Annotated in this window: 15 protein-coding genes; all 15 read right to left on the bottom strand. The window is 71.7% G+C overall.

The features are described 5' to 3' along the window. Positions 1 to 157 precede the first annotated feature (157 nt). On the bottom strand, positions 158 to 910 hold the full coding sequence (locus ACFP3U_RS28495; protein WP_380228584.1) for a sulfotransferase-like domain-containing protein: 753 nt from the start codon (positions 908 to 910) through the stop codon (positions 158 to 160). Continuing rightward, complete coding sequence (locus ACFP3U_RS28490) at positions 907 to 1,959, bottom strand: M20/M25/M40 family metallo-hydrolase (protein ID WP_380228583.1); 1,053 nt, start codon at positions 1,957 to 1,959, stop codon at positions 907 to 909. The genes ACFP3U_RS28495 and ACFP3U_RS28490 overlap by 4 nt, the downstream gene beginning before the upstream one ends. Positions 1,960 to 1,991: 32 nt before the next feature. Then, complete coding sequence (locus tag ACFP3U_RS28485; protein WP_380228619.1) at positions 1,992 to 2,813, bottom strand: [LysW]-aminoadipate kinase; 822 nt, start codon at positions 2,811 to 2,813, stop codon at positions 1,992 to 1,994. Between the two features lie 5 nt (positions 2,814 to 2,818). Beyond that, positions 2,819 to 3,829, bottom strand: coding sequence for an N-acetyl-gamma-glutamyl-phosphate reductase (gene argC / locus ACFP3U_RS28480; protein WP_380228582.1), 1,011 nt, complete (start codon positions 3,827 to 3,829; stop codon positions 2,819 to 2,821). Further along, a complete protein-coding gene (locus ACFP3U_RS28475) occupies positions 3,826 to 4,182 on the bottom strand; it encodes a hypothetical protein (RefSeq protein ID WP_380228581.1) in 357 nt (118 codons plus the stop codon). The genes argC and ACFP3U_RS28475 overlap by 4 nt, the downstream gene beginning before the upstream one ends. Then, positions 4,175 to 4,342, bottom strand: a complete 168-nt coding sequence (locus ACFP3U_RS28470) for a lysine biosynthesis protein LysW (protein WP_380228580.1) — start codon at positions 4,340 to 4,342, stop codon at positions 4,175 to 4,177. The genes ACFP3U_RS28475 and ACFP3U_RS28470 overlap by 8 nt, the downstream gene beginning before the upstream one ends. Before the next feature lie 82 nt (positions 4,343 to 4,424). Continuing rightward, positions 4,425 to 5,351 (bottom strand): transketolase family protein, encoded by a 927-nt coding sequence (locus tag ACFP3U_RS28465; protein WP_380228579.1) that lies wholly within the window; start codon positions 5,349 to 5,351, stop codon positions 4,425 to 4,427. Further along, positions 5,344 to 6,201: a transketolase gene (locus ACFP3U_RS28460; protein ID WP_380228618.1), complete on the bottom strand. Its 858-nt coding sequence runs from the start codon at positions 6,199 to 6,201 to the stop codon at positions 5,344 to 5,346. Before ACFP3U_RS28460 ends, ACFP3U_RS28465 begins: the two co-directional genes overlap by 8 nt. A 32-nt stretch (positions 6,202 to 6,233) precedes the next feature. After that, on the bottom strand, positions 6,234 to 7,496 hold the full coding sequence (locus ACFP3U_RS28455; protein WP_380228578.1) for a DegT/DnrJ/EryC1/StrS family aminotransferase: 1,263 nt from the start codon (positions 7,494 to 7,496) through the stop codon (positions 6,234 to 6,236). Then, entirely contained in the window at positions 7,496 to 8,611 is a 1,116-nt protein-coding gene (locus ACFP3U_RS28450) for a BtrH N-terminal domain-containing protein (RefSeq protein ID WP_380228577.1), read from the bottom strand. Before ACFP3U_RS28450 ends, ACFP3U_RS28455 begins: the two co-directional genes overlap by 1 nt. After that, on the bottom strand, positions 8,598 to 9,203 hold the full coding sequence (locus ACFP3U_RS28445; protein WP_380228576.1) for a hypothetical protein: 606 nt from the start codon (positions 9,201 to 9,203) through the stop codon (positions 8,598 to 8,600). Before ACFP3U_RS28445 ends, ACFP3U_RS28450 begins: the two co-directional genes overlap by 14 nt. Next, positions 9,200 to 9,778: a GNAT family N-acetyltransferase gene (locus tag ACFP3U_RS28440; RefSeq protein WP_380228575.1), complete on the bottom strand. Its 579-nt coding sequence runs from the start codon at positions 9,776 to 9,778 to the stop codon at positions 9,200 to 9,202. The genes ACFP3U_RS28445 and ACFP3U_RS28440 overlap by 4 nt, the downstream gene beginning before the upstream one ends. Positions 9,779 to 9,824: 46 nt before the next feature. Then, positions 9,825 to 11,111 carry a cytochrome P450 gene (locus ACFP3U_RS28435; protein ID WP_380228574.1) on the bottom strand — a complete coding sequence of 429 codons (1,287 nt, stop codon included), beginning with the start codon at positions 11,109 to 11,111 and terminating at the stop codon, positions 9,825 to 9,827. Between the two features lie 61 nt (positions 11,112 to 11,172). Beyond that, positions 11,173 to 13,842: an acyl-CoA dehydrogenase family protein gene (locus ACFP3U_RS28430; protein ID WP_380228617.1), complete on the bottom strand. Its 2,670-nt coding sequence runs from the start codon at positions 13,840 to 13,842 to the stop codon at positions 11,173 to 11,175. Between the two features lie 38 nt (positions 13,843 to 13,880). Further along, positions 13,881 to 17,108 carry a non-ribosomal peptide synthetase gene (locus ACFP3U_RS28425; protein ID WP_380228616.1) on the bottom strand — a complete coding sequence of 1,076 codons (3,228 nt, stop codon included), beginning with the start codon at positions 17,106 to 17,108 and terminating at the stop codon, positions 13,881 to 13,883. Between the last annotated feature and the right edge of the window lie 339 nt (positions 17,109 to 17,447).

The raw sequence follows: 17,447 nt of genomic DNA, 5'->3' as shown, positions 1-17,447 counted from the left end.
TCCTCTGTCGTCCTTGCGGGTCCGGTTTGTCCTGGGTCGTCGGGATGCGGCGCCCATGACAACCTAGTGTTCCGAGCAGTGCTCCGCCCGGCGGTTGTGAGGATCGGTCAGATCGGTCCGACCAACCGAATCGGTCCGACCGACCGGGTCGACCGGATCAACCGGCCGGCCGTGCGGGATCCGGCACCCCGCCCCCGCCCAGCGCCGCCGTGATCCGCTCGTAGTACGGCAGTTGGTCCCGCTCGAAGGCCAGCGCGGTCCGCTCCAGGGCCTCGGACAGCTGCTTCCGCCCGGCCGGGGCGGCGCCCAGCGCCCGGGACTCGCCGGCCGCCGCGTGCCAGCGCTCGGTGGCCTTCCAACTGGCCGGCGGCTCCTGCTTGAAGGCCAGCGCCTCGGCGATGAACTCGATCCCCATCGCCGCGCAGTACCGCCGCATCTCCGCCGCGGCGCCGCCGGCCAGCCGGTCGCCGTCGACCAGATGCATCGGCAGCCCCACGGCGGTCACCGTCTCGACGACGTCCCACAGGTGCCCGAACCCCATCGCCGGGGAGGTCGCGTCGGCCTGCATCACGAGGTGCGAGCGCACGGTGTCACGGGGGTTGCGGACCATCGCGGCATGGCGGCACCGCCGCAGGAAGCCGAGGTCCGCGCCGAGCCGGTCGAACGGGAAGTCGGTGGTGTCCTTGAAGAAGACCGGCCGCTCGGCCGCCGTCTCGACCAGCGCCGCCATCACCTCCTCCTGGCTGGCGCAGCTCCGGCCGGCGACGTCCGCCTCGCCGAAGTCGCACACCCGTGAGAAGGGCTCGTGGACCACCAGGAAGTCGCCGCGCTCGTACATCGCGCGTTCGAACGCGGTCGACCGCGAACGCGGGACGCTCCACAGCGCCAGCAGGCTCGGCTGTTCCGTCATGACGCTGCCTCCGGAAGGGTCGTGGCCAGTTCACCCAGGGCGGCCCGCAGGACGCGGATGCCGTCCAGGTACTCCTGGACCAGGATGTGCTCGCTGTCGGTGTGGTCCTCGTGGCAGTCCCCCGGTCCGTAGGTGGCCATCGGCACCTGCCAGGTCCTGCTCAGGGTGTTCATGTCGCTGGTACCGGTCTTGCGCTTGTGGCTGGGCCGCAGCCCCGCCGCGACGATGGCCCGGGACAGCGCCCGCACGCACGCGGAGCTCCGCGGGACGGTCACGGCGGGCACCTCGTACACCGCCGACACCTCGACCCGCTCGCCGAGGATCGACGCGACCTCGCGCCGCAGCCCCTCGGCCGTCGTCCCCGGCGGGGTGCGGAACAGCAGCGAGCAGGAGCTCGCGAACGGCTCGAAGCGACCGTCCCTGACGACCATGCCCACCTCGTCGAAGGCGTCGTTCCCGCGCGCCCCGTAGGTGTCGAGGAGCCGGCCGAGCGCGCGCACCAGGGTCTCGCTCGCCTTCGGCCCGGGCGTCGCGGTGTGCGTGCGCGGGACTTCGCAGCGCACCGCGAGTTCGACCATCCCCTTGTAGCCGACGGTGACCGAGGACGCCCCGCTCGGCTCGCCCACGATCACGGCGTCGGGAACGGGCACGGTCACCCGGACGTGTTCGGCGCCCCGGGACCAGAGCGTCTCCTCCTCGACCACGCCCACCCAGTGGACCCGGATGCCGAGGTCCCCGCTGGTGAGCGCCGCGACGAGCATCGCCGTCAACGGCCCCTTGGCGTCCACCGCCCCCCGGCCGCGGACCAGGCGCTCGTTGTGCTCGAAGGGGACCTCGCCCGGCACCGTGTCCAGGTGGCTGAGCAGCATGACCGTACGCGTCCCGTGCCCGACCAGGGCGTGCACGTTCCCCGCCTCGTCCAGGTGGCTCTGGGCGCCGAAGCCGGCCGCGACGTCCCGCAGCCGCTCCGCCAGCTTCTGCTCGCCGCCGGAGACGGACGGGATCGCCACCACCTCGGCGAGCAGCGCGACGGCCGCACTGTCGGTCAACTCGGTTGGCTGGGTTCTCAGGTGATGGATCGTCATAAGTCTTCCCGGCCCTTTCCGATGAGGGTCCCGCTGCCTCGCAGGGCGGCCGCGATCGGCGCGTCCACCCGGCCGTCGCAGACCTGGACCGCCCGGGCGCCCTTGCCCAGCGCCTCCACCGCGGCGGCGACCTTCATCCGCATGCCGCCGCTCAGCTCCGCCACCAGGCTCTTGGCGTCGTCCCGGCTCAACTCGGCGATGGTGGAGGCGGGATCGTCGCGGTCGGCGAGCACGCCCGGCGTGTCCGTGAAGAGCAGCAGCCGGTCGGCCCGCCAGGCCGCCGCGATCGCGCAGGCCATCCGGTCCGCGTCCACGTTGGTCGGCTGCCCGTCGGCCGTCATGCCCGGCGGGCAGACGACCGGCACGATGTCGCAGGCGAGCAGCGCGTCCAGGACCGTGGTGTCCACGCCGACGACCTTGCCGGCGTAGTTGTCGCGCACCACGCGGACGCTGTCCCCGAACACCGCGCGGATCGCCGCCTTGCGTTCGGTGCGGACCAGCCCCCCGTCCATGCCCGACAGGCCCGCCGCCGTGACGCCGCGTGCCCCCAGCTCGGAGACGATCCGCGCCTGGGTCCGGCCCCGCATCGCCATCATCAGGGCGGTGAGGGTCGGCGCGTCGGTGTACCTGGTCACCATGCCGTCCGGGGACTCCAGGGTGCGCCGGGGCAGCCCCAACTCCCTGATGGTGTCGTCGATGTCCCGGGAGCCGCCGTGCACCACGACGATGCGGTGCTCGCGCCGGAGCGCGGCGATGTCGTCGGCGATCGCGCCGCTGTTCTCCTGGAGGCTGCCGCCCCACTTCACCACGATTCTCATCACGGTCACACCGGGTGCAATCCGGGAAAGGTCAGCCCGTACGTCTCCGGCAGGCCGAGCATGAGGTTCATGCACTGCACCGCGCCGCCGGCGGCCCCCTTCACCAGGTTGTCCAGGCTCCCCATCACCAGCGCCCGGCCGCGGTTGTCGGCGACGATGCCGACGTCGCAGAAGTTCGAGCCGAGCAGCACCTTCGGGTCCGGATAGCGGTACGTCCCGCGCTGGCCGTTCACCACCCGGACGAACGGCTCGGTGCCGTAGTCCTCGCGGTACATGGCGCGCAGCTCGCGCTCGGTCAGCTCCCCGACCGCCACCTTCGCCAGCGTCTGCACCCCGCGCACCTGCGGCGTGGCGGTGACCGTCATCGACACGTCCACCCGGAGTGCCTCGGACACCTCGGCCTCGTGCCGGTGGTCGAACGGCGCGAACACCCGCATGACCCCGCTGCGCAGCGCGTGGGAGTTGGCGTCGCCGCTGGAGGCGCCGGAGCCGCTGCTGCCGGTCCGGGCGTCGACCTGGACGTCCTGGAGCAGCCCCCGGGCCGCGAGCGGCGCGAGGCTCAGGATCGCGCTGGTGGCCATGCACCCGGGGACGGCGACCCGGTCGGCGTCGACGATCTGCTTGCGGTGCAGTTCGGGCAGGCCGCGGACGAAGGCCTTGGCGTGCTCCCCCGTCCGGCGCCGGCCGTAGTAGCGCTCCATGAGCGCCTGGTCCTCGATCCGGAAGTCGGCGGTCAGGTCGACGATCTTCGGCGCGAGCGCCGCCATCTCGTCGATGATCTCCGCCGTGGACCCGTGGACCCCGGCCAGGAAGACCAGGTCGACCGGCTCCAGGTCGGCCCGCCGGCTGTACCGGAGGCCGCTCCCGCGCAGCGGCGGGTGCGCGGTCTCCACGGCACGGCCGGCCTGGGTGTCGGAGGTCACCGCGGCGACCTCGACCTCGGGATGGTGGACGAGCAGGCGCAGCAGCTCACCCCCCACGAAACCCCGACCACCCACCACTGCGATGCGTTTCATACTGCTTCCTTCACCTCGATCATCTCGGCGGTCCAGGCCTCGACGATCCGTGCGGCGACGTCGACTCCCGTCGCCCGCTCGAATCCCTGGAATTCGACCCGGGAGTTCACCTCCAGCACCGTGTGGCTCCCGTCCGCACGCTCGACCAGGTCCACCCCGGCGACCACCGCGCCCACGGCGGGGCAGCCGACCGCCGCCCGGCCGGCCTCCGGGGCGAACGCCATGGTGCGGGGGTCCAGCCGGACGACCGGGACCTCGCGGCGCTCCAGCTCGGAGAGCAGGCGCCGCTCCTCGTACCGGACGGTCGACAGCAGGATCCCGAGCGGCTTCGACGTCCCGCGCCGATCATTCACCCCAGTCCTCTTCGGGCTCGGGCGCGAGGGCCAGCTCCAGCGGGTCGGTCGACTGGATCTCCAGCTCCGTCGCGCACTCGGGACAGCTCACGATCTCTCCCTGGTAGCTGTCCGCCGGTATCTTCAGCGGGCCGTCGCAACTGATGCACAGTGCGTCCATCTCGTCCGTCCTCTCTCGATCACTACGGCGTTCAGTACGGCGTTCAGTACGGCGTTCAGTACGGCGTTCACTTCGGTGGGCACTACGGGTGGGTGACGAAGCTCAGTACCTGGTGGAGCACCGCCTCGGGGGTGAGCCCACTGGCCTCCAGCAGGGAGTCGTGGGTGCCGGGCGGGAGGAAGCCGTCGACGCCGATCGGCAGCCAGCGGATCCCGCGGGCCCCGAGCGCGGCCGCGACCTGCGCGCCCATGCCGCCGGAGGTCCACGCCTCCTCCAGCGTGACCAGCCACCGGCACTCGGCGGCCACCGCCCGGCCGACGGCGCCGGCGGACTCCGGGTCGACGGTGTGCACGTTGATCACCTGCACGCTGTGCCCCGCCCCGGCGAGCCGCCGCGCGACCTCCAGGGCCGTGGCCAGGATCTCCGGGCCGGTGGCGACCAGGGCGATGTCCCGGCCGGGGCGGACCTCCTGCGGGACGCCCAGCTCGGGCTCGGGGAGCCCCGCGAACACCGGCGAGTCCTTGCGTCCGAGCCGCAGGTAGGTCGGCCCGTCGTACTCCAGGCACTGCCCCAGCAGGGACACCGCCTGGCGCGCGTCGGCCGGCACGACCACCCGCATGTGCGGCAGGGCGTTCATCAGCGCGAGGTCCTCGGTGGCGTGGTGCGTCGGCCCCAGCCAACCCCCGCTGGCGCCGCCGTGCGTGCCGACGATGCACACCCGGCGCCGCGGGTAGGCGATGTCGAGCTTGATGAACTCGAACGCCCGGCTCACCGAGAAGGCCGCGAAGGTGCAGACCAGGGCGCGCCGTCCGCAGTGCTCGGCGCCGGCGGCGAGCCCGACGGCCGCGTTCTCCGCGATGCCGACGTTGAGGTAGTCCATCCCGGGGGCCGGCTTGATGCTCCCGGTGTCGGTGTCGACCACCAGCACGTTGTGGCGGAGCGCGAGTTCCGGCAGGGCGTCGGCGAAGACGCCCCGGGTGCTCGCCCGCTCCGGTTCGATCTCAAGCATGGTCCGGCCTCCCCTCGGTGGCTGTGGACGGCGCCGTCGGCGAAGGAGCCGTCACCGGGCGGATGCTGGCCCGGACGCGCGCCCGCTTCCGTTCGGTGTCGAGCCGGACGAAGTGCGAGGACGACTTGCCCTCCAGGACCCCGACGCCCCTCGCCTTGACCGTGTGGCAGACCACGGCCGTCGGCCCCGGCGTCCGGGCCGCCTCGTCGAGGACGACGGAGAGCGCCGCCAGGTCGTGCCCGTCCACCTCGACCGTGCGCCAGCCGAAGCCCGCCCAGCGGTCGGCGACCGGCGCGCCGTCGCTCACCTCGCGGACGGCCCCCGTCTGCTGGAAGTTGTTGACGTCGATCACCGCCACCAGGTTCTCGGCGTCCAGGGCGCGGGCCACCTGGGCCGCCTCCCACACCGTCCCCTCCTGCAGTTCGCCGTCGCCGAGCAGGACGAAGGTGCGCGCCGGCGCCGCGCCGGCCTGCCGCTGCGCCCACGCCGTGCCGTTGGCCAGCGCGAGCCCGTGGCCGAGCGAGCCGGTGGCGAACTCGACCCCGGGGACGGCGACGTTGCCGTGGGTGGCCAGCCGGCTCCCCGGCCGGCAGAAGGTGGCGACCTCCTCGCGGGTGATGAACCCCCGCTCGGCGAGCGTGGCGTACAGGGCCATCGCCGCGTGCCCCTTGCTCAGCACGAAGACGTCCCGCTGCTTCCACTCCGGGTCGTCGGGGTCGACGTCCATGGTGTGGAAGAAGAGCGCGACCAGGATCTCCACGGCGGACATCGAACCGCCCAGGTGGCCGCCCTCGGGGCCGGAGCACATGTCGACGATGTGCTCGCGGACGGCGCGGGCGCTGACCTCCAGCTGCGCGGGTGTCGGCCGGTGCTCGGTGCCGGTCAGCGGCCCGCACCTTCCGCGAGTTCCGCCAGGACCTTCCGGTGCGACCAGACCTTCTCGACGGCGTCGGCGAAGCTCTGGAGCAGCGGTCCGGCGTCCGGCGGCAGATGGCGCTGCTGGAGGGTGAAGCTGCGGTCGATGACGTCCTGGGTGACCGGCCAGGAGTCGGGCTTCTGGCGGACCAGGGCACGCAGCGCCGGCTGGTCGGCGAGCGGCATCATCTGGTACCTGGTCACCGGCATCCCCTCGGCGCGCAGGGCCCGCATCAGCACGCCGCGCGCCGCTCCGGTGTCGACGCCGGGGAAGAGCCGGTCGAAGTCGACGACGAACCGCAGGATGTGCCAGGCGTGCTCGTACCCGTCCGGCTCCGACGGGCAGGTCAGGCCGTCCAGGTCGCGCAGCCGGGCGAGGAAGGCCTCGACGTTGGCCCGCCGGGCCGCGTGGTACTCGTCGAGCCGCTCCAACTGGCTGGAGGTGTAAGCCGCCTGGACGTTGCTCAGCTTGGCGTTGAAGCCCAGCCGGTGGCTCACGTAGCGGCGCGGACGGTCCGGGCGAATCGTTTCGCCGAACTGGCGTAACTGGACGATCCGGTCGGCGACACGCTCGTCGTCGGTCACGACGAGGCCGCCCTCCCCGCAGGTGGGGAGGTTCTTGGTCATCTGGAGGCTGAACGTCGCGGTGTTGCCGGTCGCGCCGGAGGGGACGCCCCGGTAGCGGGCACCGTGGGCCTGCGCGGCGTCCTCGACCACCACGCAGCCGTGCCGGCGGGCGACCTCGTCGATCGCGGCCAGGTCGGCGCTGAGCCCGTGCAGGTGGACCGGGACGACGGCCCTGGTCCGCTCGGTGATCTCGGCGGCCAGGCTGTCCGCGGTCATCGTGAAGGTGACCGGGTCGACGTCGGCGTACACCGGGGTCGCCCCGACGTGGACCACGGCCATCGCCGTCCCGACGAAGGTCAGCGCGGGGACCACGACCTCGTCGCCGGGACCGATGCCGTGCGCGAGGAGCGCCAGCTCGATGGCGGTCGTCCCGTTGCTCACCCCGACGCAGCGGCGCACGCCCAGGTACTCCGCCCAGGACCGCTCCAGCCGTTCGACCGCGGTCGCCTCCGTCCGGTCGGAGACGAAGAGGTTGGAGTCCAGTACGGACAGCACCGCCGCGCGGTCCGCGTCCGTCGTCCTCGGCCAGTTCACCGGCGCGAGCGACCCCAGCACGGGCTCGCCCCCGGTGAGCGCCAGCTCGCCCACAGACCCGCCATTCATCAGACGTCCGTCCATTCCGTCGCCAGGGTGTGCTGCCAGTCGGCAGCCAGCTGCTCGTACGCGTGCACCAGCTCGGCGCCGCGGCGCGGCACGAGTTCCGTGATCCCGGCCGTCTCCGCCGCGTGGGCGCAGAGCAGTCGGAGATTCGACCAGGCCGAGACGACCCGGTCCGCCGACGCGGCCACCTCCAGCAGCCGGCTCTGCTTCGCCCGGTGCGCGAACTCCTGGGCGAAGCGGCCGTGCAGGAAGGCCTGGGCCTGCATCGCCCACCCGAAGGTGTAGGTGCCGCGGAGTTCCGCCGGGTCGCCGCAGCGTTCCGCCAGCCGGTCGACGAAGTGGTGCAGCCCGGCCCGGCCGGTCAGGACGCGGTCCGCGGCGGCTTGGTCCGCGGAGCCGGTTGTGCCGCCGGTCCAGCGGTCGAGGTTGCCCCGCAGCGCCCGGGCGACCTGGCCGGTCGTGAGCTCCGCCGGCCGCTCGCGCACCGTCGTCGTCAGCACCCGGCCGCCGATCTCCCGGCTGGAGAAGAAGACGTCCTGGCTGTCGGAGGGGTTACCGGAGGTCCAGCTCGCCACCAGGTGCTCGGCGGCCAACCAGCCCTGGAAGCGCGGCGGTTGCACATCGGAGACGTAGAACTCCACGGCGCCGTCCGAGGTCCGGCGCCAGGCCGGCACCACGACGAGGTGCGCCGCGTGCACGTCGTGGAAGGCCGGGCGGAACGGGAGGTGGTAGTTGTCCACCGCCACGATGACGCTGCCGTGCCGCTCGATCAGCTCGATCAGGTCGTCCGCGTCCGCTCCGGTCGTCCAGGCGGACTCGACGTCGTGGTACGGGCACAGGTCGGCCGCCACGCCGCGGGCGCTCTGCACCGGGCGGTAGAACTCCTCGCACGGAACGTCGTCCGGTGCGAAGGCGAACTCGCAGGCGAGGCCCAGTACTTCGACGGGTCGGAGGCCGTGCTCCAGCAGGATGCCGCCCAGGGTGGTCTGCAGGCAGCTCAACGGGTCCTCGTACCACTGGGGGTACGTCCCGGTCGCGCCGTTCCACCGCACGGCGGGCGCGGTCACGCCGGCCGTGTCGGGCGCGTGGGTCGCGCCGGTCGTGCTAGCTGAGTTCACGGCTGGCTCCCTGTATCAGCGGATCGCCGTCGGCGCCGGCGACCACCCGCCGGCCGACGAGCGTCATGGCGAAGAGATGGACGGCCGGGTTCCTGGGCAGCGACATGGCGGTGAGCGGCTTGCGCGAGGTGACCGGCACGCGCTGGCACCAGAGGGTGATCCCGATGCGTTCCTGCACGTGGTACGGGTAGTGGATGACGTCGGTGCGCAGCGCCAACTCCTCGCCGAAGTCCGAGCGGCCCTCCCACAGGTCGGAGAGCGCGAACCGGTCCCGGTCCACGGTGCCGTCGGCGAAGTGCCAGGTGATGTCGTCCCTGACCCGCCGCTCACCGCAGCCGATGACGTAGAGCCAGTCCCACCGCCGCTCCGGGACGTCGATCCGCTGCCCCGCGCAGCGGACGTTGTCCGGTCCGCGTCCGTCGAGGCGGGCGCTGCGCAGCGGCACGCCGTCCACGAGAAGCTCCAGCGGCGCGGCCTGCGCCGGGAGCGAGTTGCGCCAGACGTTCAGCCGACCGTCGGCGAGGTTCTCCGGGGTGGTCGCCGCCTGGTTGTTCATGAAGGGTTCGAGCGCGAGCACCTGGTGATCAGTCAACGGAGGTCCTTCCGTACCAATGCGCGACTCTGCAACCGAGGCTCCACGACGGTGAATCCGCAGGCCTCGAAGGTGGTCACCCGGCCGCGGAAGCTGCCGCGTTCGACGGTGCCCTCGGGATCGCGGTCGTCCTCGGGGTAGGCCTCGATGAGTTCGGCCTTCTCGTCCCGCGCCCACTCCACCGCCCGGTCGATGAGCACCCTGGTGAGCCCCTGGTGCCGGTGGTCGCGGGTCAGGTAGAGGCAGACGACGGACCAGATGCGCTCCGGGTCGTCGCCCTTGACCAGCTTCGCCGCGCGGGACCTCGCCAGCCGGGGGAAGCCCAGCCGGGGGCCGACCCCGATCCAGCCGGCGGGGGCGCCGTCGACCGAGCCGAGGATGCCCACCCGCTCGCCGCCCTCGACCAGGTCGCGCAGCCGGTCCTTGCGGGCCGCGGTGCCGCACGAGGAGCGTTCCTTCGAGGTCATCCGGAAATACGTGCACCAGCAGTTCTCCACGAGGCCTTTCGGCTCGAAGAACGCGCCGACCGCGGGCCAGTCGTCCGGCCCGACAATCGTGGTGACGAATTCGCTCATCGTTCTGCCTTCCGCGGGTGCTTTTTTCTCTGTGCGCCGGGTCCGGCTATTTCCAGTCCACGGCGAGCGGCAGACATACTACGCCGTTCAGGAAGTTCGAGATGAGGTGTTTGGGATCGCCGTCGAGCGCCACGGACCGCACGTTCTTGCGCCAGAGGTCGAAGAATATCTTCATACCGATCGCGGCGACATGCTGGCCGATGCACCGGTGCACGCCGAGCCCGAAGGCCAGGTGGCGGTTGGGGGCGCGGTCGGGGACGAACCGGAACGGGTCCGCGAACACCTCCTCGTCGCGGTTGGCCGAGGCGATCCAGGCGGAGACCAGCGACCCCGCCGGCACCTCCGTCCCGGCGACCACGGTGTCCGCGGTGGCGCGCCGCAGCACGTGGTTGACCGGGCTCGCCCAGCGCAGCGCCTCGTCGACGAACCGCTGGTCGGTCTCCTCCTGGCGGGTGAACCACGACCACAGGTCCTCGTCGCCGGCCAGCAGGATCAGCGTCTGGTTGATCGTCTGCGGCACCGTCGGGTTGGCGCCCATCAGGAACGCGTAGGCGTTCAGCAGCGGCACGTCCCGGCTCGGGTCGCCCACCACCTCGGCCGTGGCCGGGCAGCGGCCGCTCACCGAGTCGGCGGGCGGGGCGTCCTCCAGGACGTTCCCGAGGACGGACATGATGGTCGTGTGGGCCTCGAAGAGGTCGATCCGGCGCTGGCGCTCCGACTCCGCCGCGTTCACCCCGCCCATCGCGCGCACCGTCGCCCGGCCCGTGACGGCCCACTGCTCCTGCGGGATGCCCATCAGCAGCCCGGTGATGGTCATCGGCAGGGTGATCATGGCCTCGCAGAAGTCGAAGGACTCCCGGCCGCGGATCGTGTCGAAGAGCTCGGACATCCGGTCCGTGATGCCCCGCTCCAGGCGCTGCGCGGCCTGCGCCGTCATCAGCGGGGTGAAGACGCGCTTGATCTCGGGGTGCAGCGGCGGGTCCGTGAGGTGGATCGCGGCCCCGGCCGCCACGTCCCCGTCGCCGCGCACCGTGAGCATGGTGCTGTACGCCGAGGAGAACGTGCCGGGGTCGTTCAGCACCTCGAAGACGTCCGCGTGGCGCAGCGCCGCCAGGAATTCCTGGCCGTCCGGGGTCCGCTGCCGCTGGAGGCCGTCGCTCTTGCGCAGATCCCGCCACACGGAATGCATGTTCCGCGTCGCGTACTGCGATTCCTCGTAGAGGTCGGACGACAGCAGGTCGGACGAAATCGGGTCGGACGTCATCGGGTCGGACGACATCGGGTCGGACGACATCAGGTCTGGGGATTCGGGGCCGGTGAGGGAAATTCGCATCGGAGAACCGCCTTCGCAGGGAATTGACGACAATCGAACGACACGCGCACGCCGGTCCGGTCTATTCGTTCGCCACCATGCCCCCGCGGTCGAGGAAGCCGATGCTCTCCGCGCATTTCATGTAGTAGCGCGAGCCGACCGACCACTCCGTGATGCCCTGGGCGCCCAGCACCTGCATCGCCGCCCGGACGACCCGCAGCAGGGCGTCCTGGGCCACCAGCTCGAACCGGCGGAGCACCCCCTCGTCCGCCTCCGCCACGTGGTCCGCGAGCTCGTGGAGCCGCGCGCCCAGGGCGTACAGCTCGGCGTAGCCGCGGATCAGCGGGAACATCAGCGCGTCGAAGTCGAGGAGCCGCTGACCGAACTGCTCCCGGCTGGAGGCGTGTTCCCAGGCGGTGCGGAACAGCCCGATGCCGAGCCCCAGCGTGTGGGCCGCGTGGCGCAGCCGGCACTCCGGCGCTTCGCAGGCGCCGTGGGAGGCCTCCGCCTCGCCCGTCCCGGCCGCCGAGTCCGCGCGCCGGCAGGGCCGGTAGGCGTTCTCGTACCCGAGGTACCCCAGGCTCAGGCTGATCGCGCAGCCCTCGGGGAGGCCGAGGCCGAGGCCGCCCTCCGCCTCGGGCCGCTCGATCCCGTCGAAGCCGAGGTCGGCCAGGGTCCTCGCCAGCGCGGTGTGCCGGGCCGGCGAGTGGGCGAACAGCGGCTCCACCCGGACACCGGCGCCCACGGGTTCGAGGACCTCCAGGACGGTGTCGACCAGTTCGCCGCCGAAGCGGTGCAGGATCGCCCGGCAGCGCCGGACGTACTCCTCCCGGAGGTCCGCCGCGACGGTGGAGAGCATCATCTCCGAGGTGCCGGCGGACAGGGTGAGCCCGGGCGACTCGGTCAGCCCGGAGAACAACTCCTCGTGGACCAGGTCGTCGACCCCGGGCAGGGCGCCGAGCGTGCTCCAGCGGCGGAGCACCTCGTGCCCGACCTGCTGGCAGGTCTCACTGGTGTACAGCTTGGCGACGGCGGTGTCGATCGCCCTGACGTCGGCCCGCAGGAAGACCTCGGTGGCCGATCGGGCCAGCGTCGTGGCGCACTCGACCTGCCCTTCGAGGCGTTCGAGGCCCCGGGGCCGGCCGATCGTCGCGTGCAGCGCCTTCAGCCAGCGGGCGGCCCGGACGACGTGGTCGATGCCGGTGCGCTCGATGGCCAGCGCCCCGTCCAGCAGCGCCCAGCCGCGGCCCTCCTCGCCCACCCGGCGCCAACTCTCCACCTCGACGTCCTGGAGGCGCACCCGGCACATCCGTTCGCGCTGCACCGTCTCGACGAGTTCGACGGTCACGCCCTCGGCCGCGAGGTCGACGACGAAGAGCGTGATGCCGTCGTACTTGTGCCCGCCCTGCCCGGTGCGCGCGGCGACCAGCGCCGACCCGGAGATGTCGCTGTAGATGCTGAACACCTTGACGCCGTTGAGCACGTAGCGGTCGCCGCGCGGCTCGGCCCTGGTCCGGAGCGCGGCGAGGTCACTGCCGGCGCGCGGTTCGCTGTAGAGGACGGTGGAGAACTCCTCGCCGCGGGCGATGCGCGGGAGCAGTTCGCGCTTCAGCCGGTCCGAACCCGACTTGAGGACGAAGTTGCCGACGATCTGCACGGTGAGGGCGTGGACGAGGTCGGGCAGGCCGGTCGAGCAGAAGCCCTCGAACAGCTCGATGGCGAGCCGGGTGGGCAGGCCCGCGCCGCCGAACTCGCGCGGCCAGTCGGGCGTGAGCAGTCCGCGCCGGCCGAGTTCCCGGTACGCCTCGGCGATGGCCTCGGGGTCCATCCGCCGGGAGCGGATCACCAGATCGCGCCAGTGCGGGGTGTCCACGAGCTTGGCCAGCGCCGCGTGCAGCCCGGCCTCGTCGAGCTCGCCGGTCTCCCCCGCGCTCTCGGGTTCCGCCGAGGTGGGTGCCTCGGCCGGCCGGTCGCCCCGGACGAGCTGCTCGATCGCGGCGACGTTGTCGGCGTTCCCGAGCAGGCCGTAGTGGTCCCCGGGCAGGTCGCGGAGGTGCACCCGGCCGGTGGTCGCCGTCTGCCAGTCGGAGACGAGTGACTCCGCCGCGCGCACCGAGACGAGGTCGAGGTCCCCCGGTGTGGGGTGCCACTCGCAGACGAGCCGCCGGTTCTGCGCGAAGATCCCCAGCCGCTCGGTGAAGGTCTCCGGATCCATGTCCAGCAGGGCGGCCGCCTCCTCGGGGGTGTCCGCGGTGACCTCGGCGTCCCGCCCGCCGAGCCGCAGCGCGTCCTGCAGGAAGCCCTGCACCGCCTCGGCCGGCGTCCACACCGGGACCTCCCGGCCCGCCCAGGTCGAGTCGATGAGCACCACCTCCGGGCGTTCCCCGCGCTCCGCGAGCAGGCAGGCGACCTCCCAGGCGAGCGCGCCGCCGAACGACCAGCCGCAGACCACGTCGATCCGTGGACCGTGCTCGCCGAAGCTCTCGACGTGCCGCCGGGCGAGTTCCCGGACCGACCCGGCGGGCCCGCCGTCGAGGACCGCCCGCGCGGACACGTCCAGCCCCAGGCACCGGTGGCCGGCGAGCCGCTGGACCAGCGGCTGGTAGGCCAGCAGGCTGCCACCCACCGGGTGGGCGAACAGGACCGTCCGGCCCGGCGCCGCCGAGCGGCTCAGCTCGATCAGGCTCGACGCGTCCGCCGCCGCCGTTCTCGTCCGGAGAAGGGCGTTCAGGCGCTCCCCGTCCCGTTGCATCACGCGTCCCCCACCGTCACGGTCCATCTCCCTGGTCCTCACTCGGCCAGCAGTCGGGCGACGTCCTCTTCGGACATCTGCTCGATGGCCTGCTGGAGCTCCTCGGGGGACAGCCGGGCCAGTTGGGCGCGCTCGACCTCCAGGGCCAGGCTCTGCACGCTGGAGTCCGCGAAGAAGGCGGCCAGCGAGATGTCGGTGCCGAAGAGCTTCTTGATCTTGGACACCAGCTGGGCGGCCTGCAGACTCGTCCCGCCCAGGTCGAAGAAGCTGATGTTCTTCGCGAAGTCGGTGCGGCCGAGGATCGGGCCGAACGCCTGGGTCATCATCTTGCGCTCGACGTCGGTGAGCCGGTCCGCCGGCTCCGGCTCGACCACGGCGTCGACACCCGGCAGGGCGCGCTCGTCGATCTTGCCGCTGGCGTTGATCGGGAGTTCGTCCAGCAGCACGAACCTGCTCGGCACCATCGTGGACACCAGGAGCTTGCGGCAGTGCTCGCGCAGGGCCGTTTCGGAGACCTCGCGCGCCCCGCCGGTCGCGCAGTACGCGACGACCCGCTTCTGGTCCTGCTCCTGCTGGACCTGGACGAACACGTTGCGCACGCCGCGGGCGGCCCGGACGGCGCTCTCGATCTCGCCGATCTCGATGCGCACGCCGTTGATCTTGACCTGCTTGTCGGCCCGCCCGACGTACACCAGGCGCCCGTCGCCGTTGAAGCGCGCCAGGTCGCCGGTCAGGTAGAGGCGGACCGAGGGGTCGTCGCCGACCGGATCGGGGATGAACCGCCGCCGGTTGTCCTCGTCCCGGTTCCAGTACCCGGACGCCAGCCCGGCGCCGCCGATGGCCAGTTGGCCGATGACGCCCTGCGGTACCGGGACGTTGCGCGCGTCCAGGACGTACGCGAGGTGGTTGTCCATCGGCCCGCCGATGGGCAGGGCGGCGGCGGCCGACGGCTCCGCCAACTCGGTCAGCTCCGTCAGCTCGGTCAGTTCCTCGACGATGCTGGTGACGGTGCACTCGGTGACGCCGTAGCCGTTGAAGATCCGGCGGCCCTTGCCCCAGGCCCGGACCAGCTCGTGCGAGAACGCCTCACCGCCGACGAAGACGATGCGCAGATCGGCGAGCGGAGCCGGGTCGAGCAGCTTCATGACCGACGGCGGCAGGTCGGTCACCGTGATGCGGTGCTCCTCCAGGAACCGCTGGACGCCCGCCATGTCGAGGCGCGTCGCGGCCGGTACGCAGTGCAGCGAGGCGCCGGTCAGCAGCGCGCCGAACATCTCGAAGACCGACACGTCGAAGCCGCAGGACGCGTAGCCGAGGAAACGATCCTCCGGGGTGAGCTCGAACAGCGTCCGGACGTTCTCGACGAACGCCAGGATGTTGTCGTGGCTGACGAGCACGCCCTTCGGCGTCCCCGTACTGCCCGAGGTGTGCATCAGGTACGCGACGGCGTCCCCGCCCGCGGCCGCGGCCTCAGCCGACTCCACAACCGGCAGGTCCGCCGGCAGCCGGAACTCCAGGGCGGGCGCGACACCGGCTGTGGTCGCGTCGCAGACCACGAGCTTCGGCGCGGCACCGGTGATGATCGATGCGATCCGGCCCGGCGGGTTCATCGCGTCGATCGGGACGTACACCGCGTCCAGCGCCATCAGCGCCAGAACGGTCGCGGGGAAGTCGGGGGACGGTTCGAGCGCGACGCCCACCCGGTCGCCGGCGCCGATGCCGTGCGCCGCGAAGTGGGCCCGGAGGGCCTCCGCGCGCTGCCGCAGCTCGCCGTAGGTCAGGGCGGCGTCGGGCGTGCTGACCGCCAGGCGCCGCGGGTGCTCGTCCGCGACCGCGCGGAAATGCGTGAAGACGTTGCCGGTGAGCGCCGAAGTCTCCCGGCCCTTTCCGAGAATCGCCTGCGCCGCCCGGGATTCCTCGTCCTGGGACCACGACTGCTCGATACTGAGATCCGGAAAGGCGATCGCCCTGCGCAGAATTCCGACGAACACCCGCTGCATCGTCCGGATCGTCGCCGCGTCGAAGATGTCGGTGTTGTACGCGGTGTGGATATCGAGGTCCGCGCCGTTCTGCGTGACCGTCCACGACTGGAAGAACTTCGCGTGCCGGGTGTCCGGCTCCCGCTCCTGCGCGGTGATCCCGTCGAGCCGGAGCGGCTCGGCCCATTCGTTCATCGTCAGCGTGTACTGGAAGAGCGTGGAGCGCGAGGATTCCCGCCGGACACCGGCTCCCGCGATGATCTCCTCAAGTGGGAGCCGGCCGTGCGCCTGACCCTCCCGGAATCGGCGCTGGACGTCCACGAGGCATTCCCGGAACGTCGCCCCGGAATCTATCCGGCAGCGCAGCGGCAGCATGTTGATGAAGAAGCCGATGGTCCTTTCGCATTCGACTTCGGTGCGGTTGGCCGTCGGCACTCCGAAGATGACGTCCTCGGATCCCGAATACCTGTGGTAGAGCGCGGCCATCGCCGTCGCGTACACCGTGATCGGCGTGGTCGACAGCGAGGAGGCGAGCTCGTTCACCCGGGCCGCCAGGCCCTCCCAGGTGGTCAGCTCGGCGGAGCCCGCGTAGGTCGTCTCGGGCGGAAGGGGGCGATCACCTGGGATGTCCATGACATCGACGTCGCGGAGCGTCTCCGCCCAGTGGTCCACGCTCTCCTGCCAGGCCCCCGCGCTCATGCGCTTGCGCTGCCAGACGCTGAAGTCGGCGAACTGGACGGTCGGCGGCTCGATCTTGGGCAGGGCGCCGGCCCGCCGCGCGTTGTACTCCTGCTCCAGCTCCTCGAAGAAGATCGATGTCGACACGCCGTCGAAGACGATGTGGTGGACGAGGAAGCCGAAGTAGTGGAGATCGCCGCCGACCCGCACCAGGAAGGCCCGCCACAGCGGGAACTCGGTCAGGTCGAGCGCCGTCCCGGCCAGCTCCGTCATGATCCGGTCGGCCTCGTCCACGGATTCCGCGGTCGTCCGCTCGATCACGATCTCCGGGTTTTCGACGATGCCCTGGAAGTACTCGTCGTTCTCCACGAGAACGTACGTCCGCAGCGCCTCGTGGCGCATGACGATACTCGTGAAGGATTCGGTGAGCGCTTCGACGTCGAGGTCGCCCTCAAGGCGGAACAGGAATGCGACGTTGTAGGTCGTCATACCGGTCTGTAAGCGGTCGACGAACCACAGGGTGTTCTGTGAATGCGACAGCGGGATATTGTTCCGGTCCTGCCGTGGGCGGGGCCCTTCGGTGATCTTGGCCCGTGCACGTGCCAACATGCCCGCAAGCGACTGCTTCTTATCCATTGCCACGGCATCGTCATGCGCTGAACTCACACAAAGCTCCCTTGTCGTCAAGTGCGATCAAAAGCAGCAGTTCTGCGGGTATTTCAGCAGTGCAGGTACGGGATCAGGCGACTAAACAACGCGTTCCGACCACCGGCATCCTGCCGCAAGGAATCAAGGCGGTCAAGGTCACTAACGCGCCCCGGAGCACGGCCGCGGACGCGTTCCGCGTTCCGCCGACGCGGAGTTTCTGCAGGTGGGACGCGAACTTCCCGCACGTCAGCGGAGTCCGACGGTCCGCTCCCGGCCCGCCCGCACGACTTGGCAGGTTCC

Source organism: Kitasatospora misakiensis (assembly GCF_042656005.1).
Classification (GTDB): Bacteria; Actinomycetota; Actinomycetes; order Streptomycetales; family Streptomycetaceae; genus Kitasatospora; species Kitasatospora misakiensis.
The sequence above is the reverse complement of the archived record's forward strand: the minus strand, read 5'-3'. Positions and strand labels throughout refer to the sequence as shown.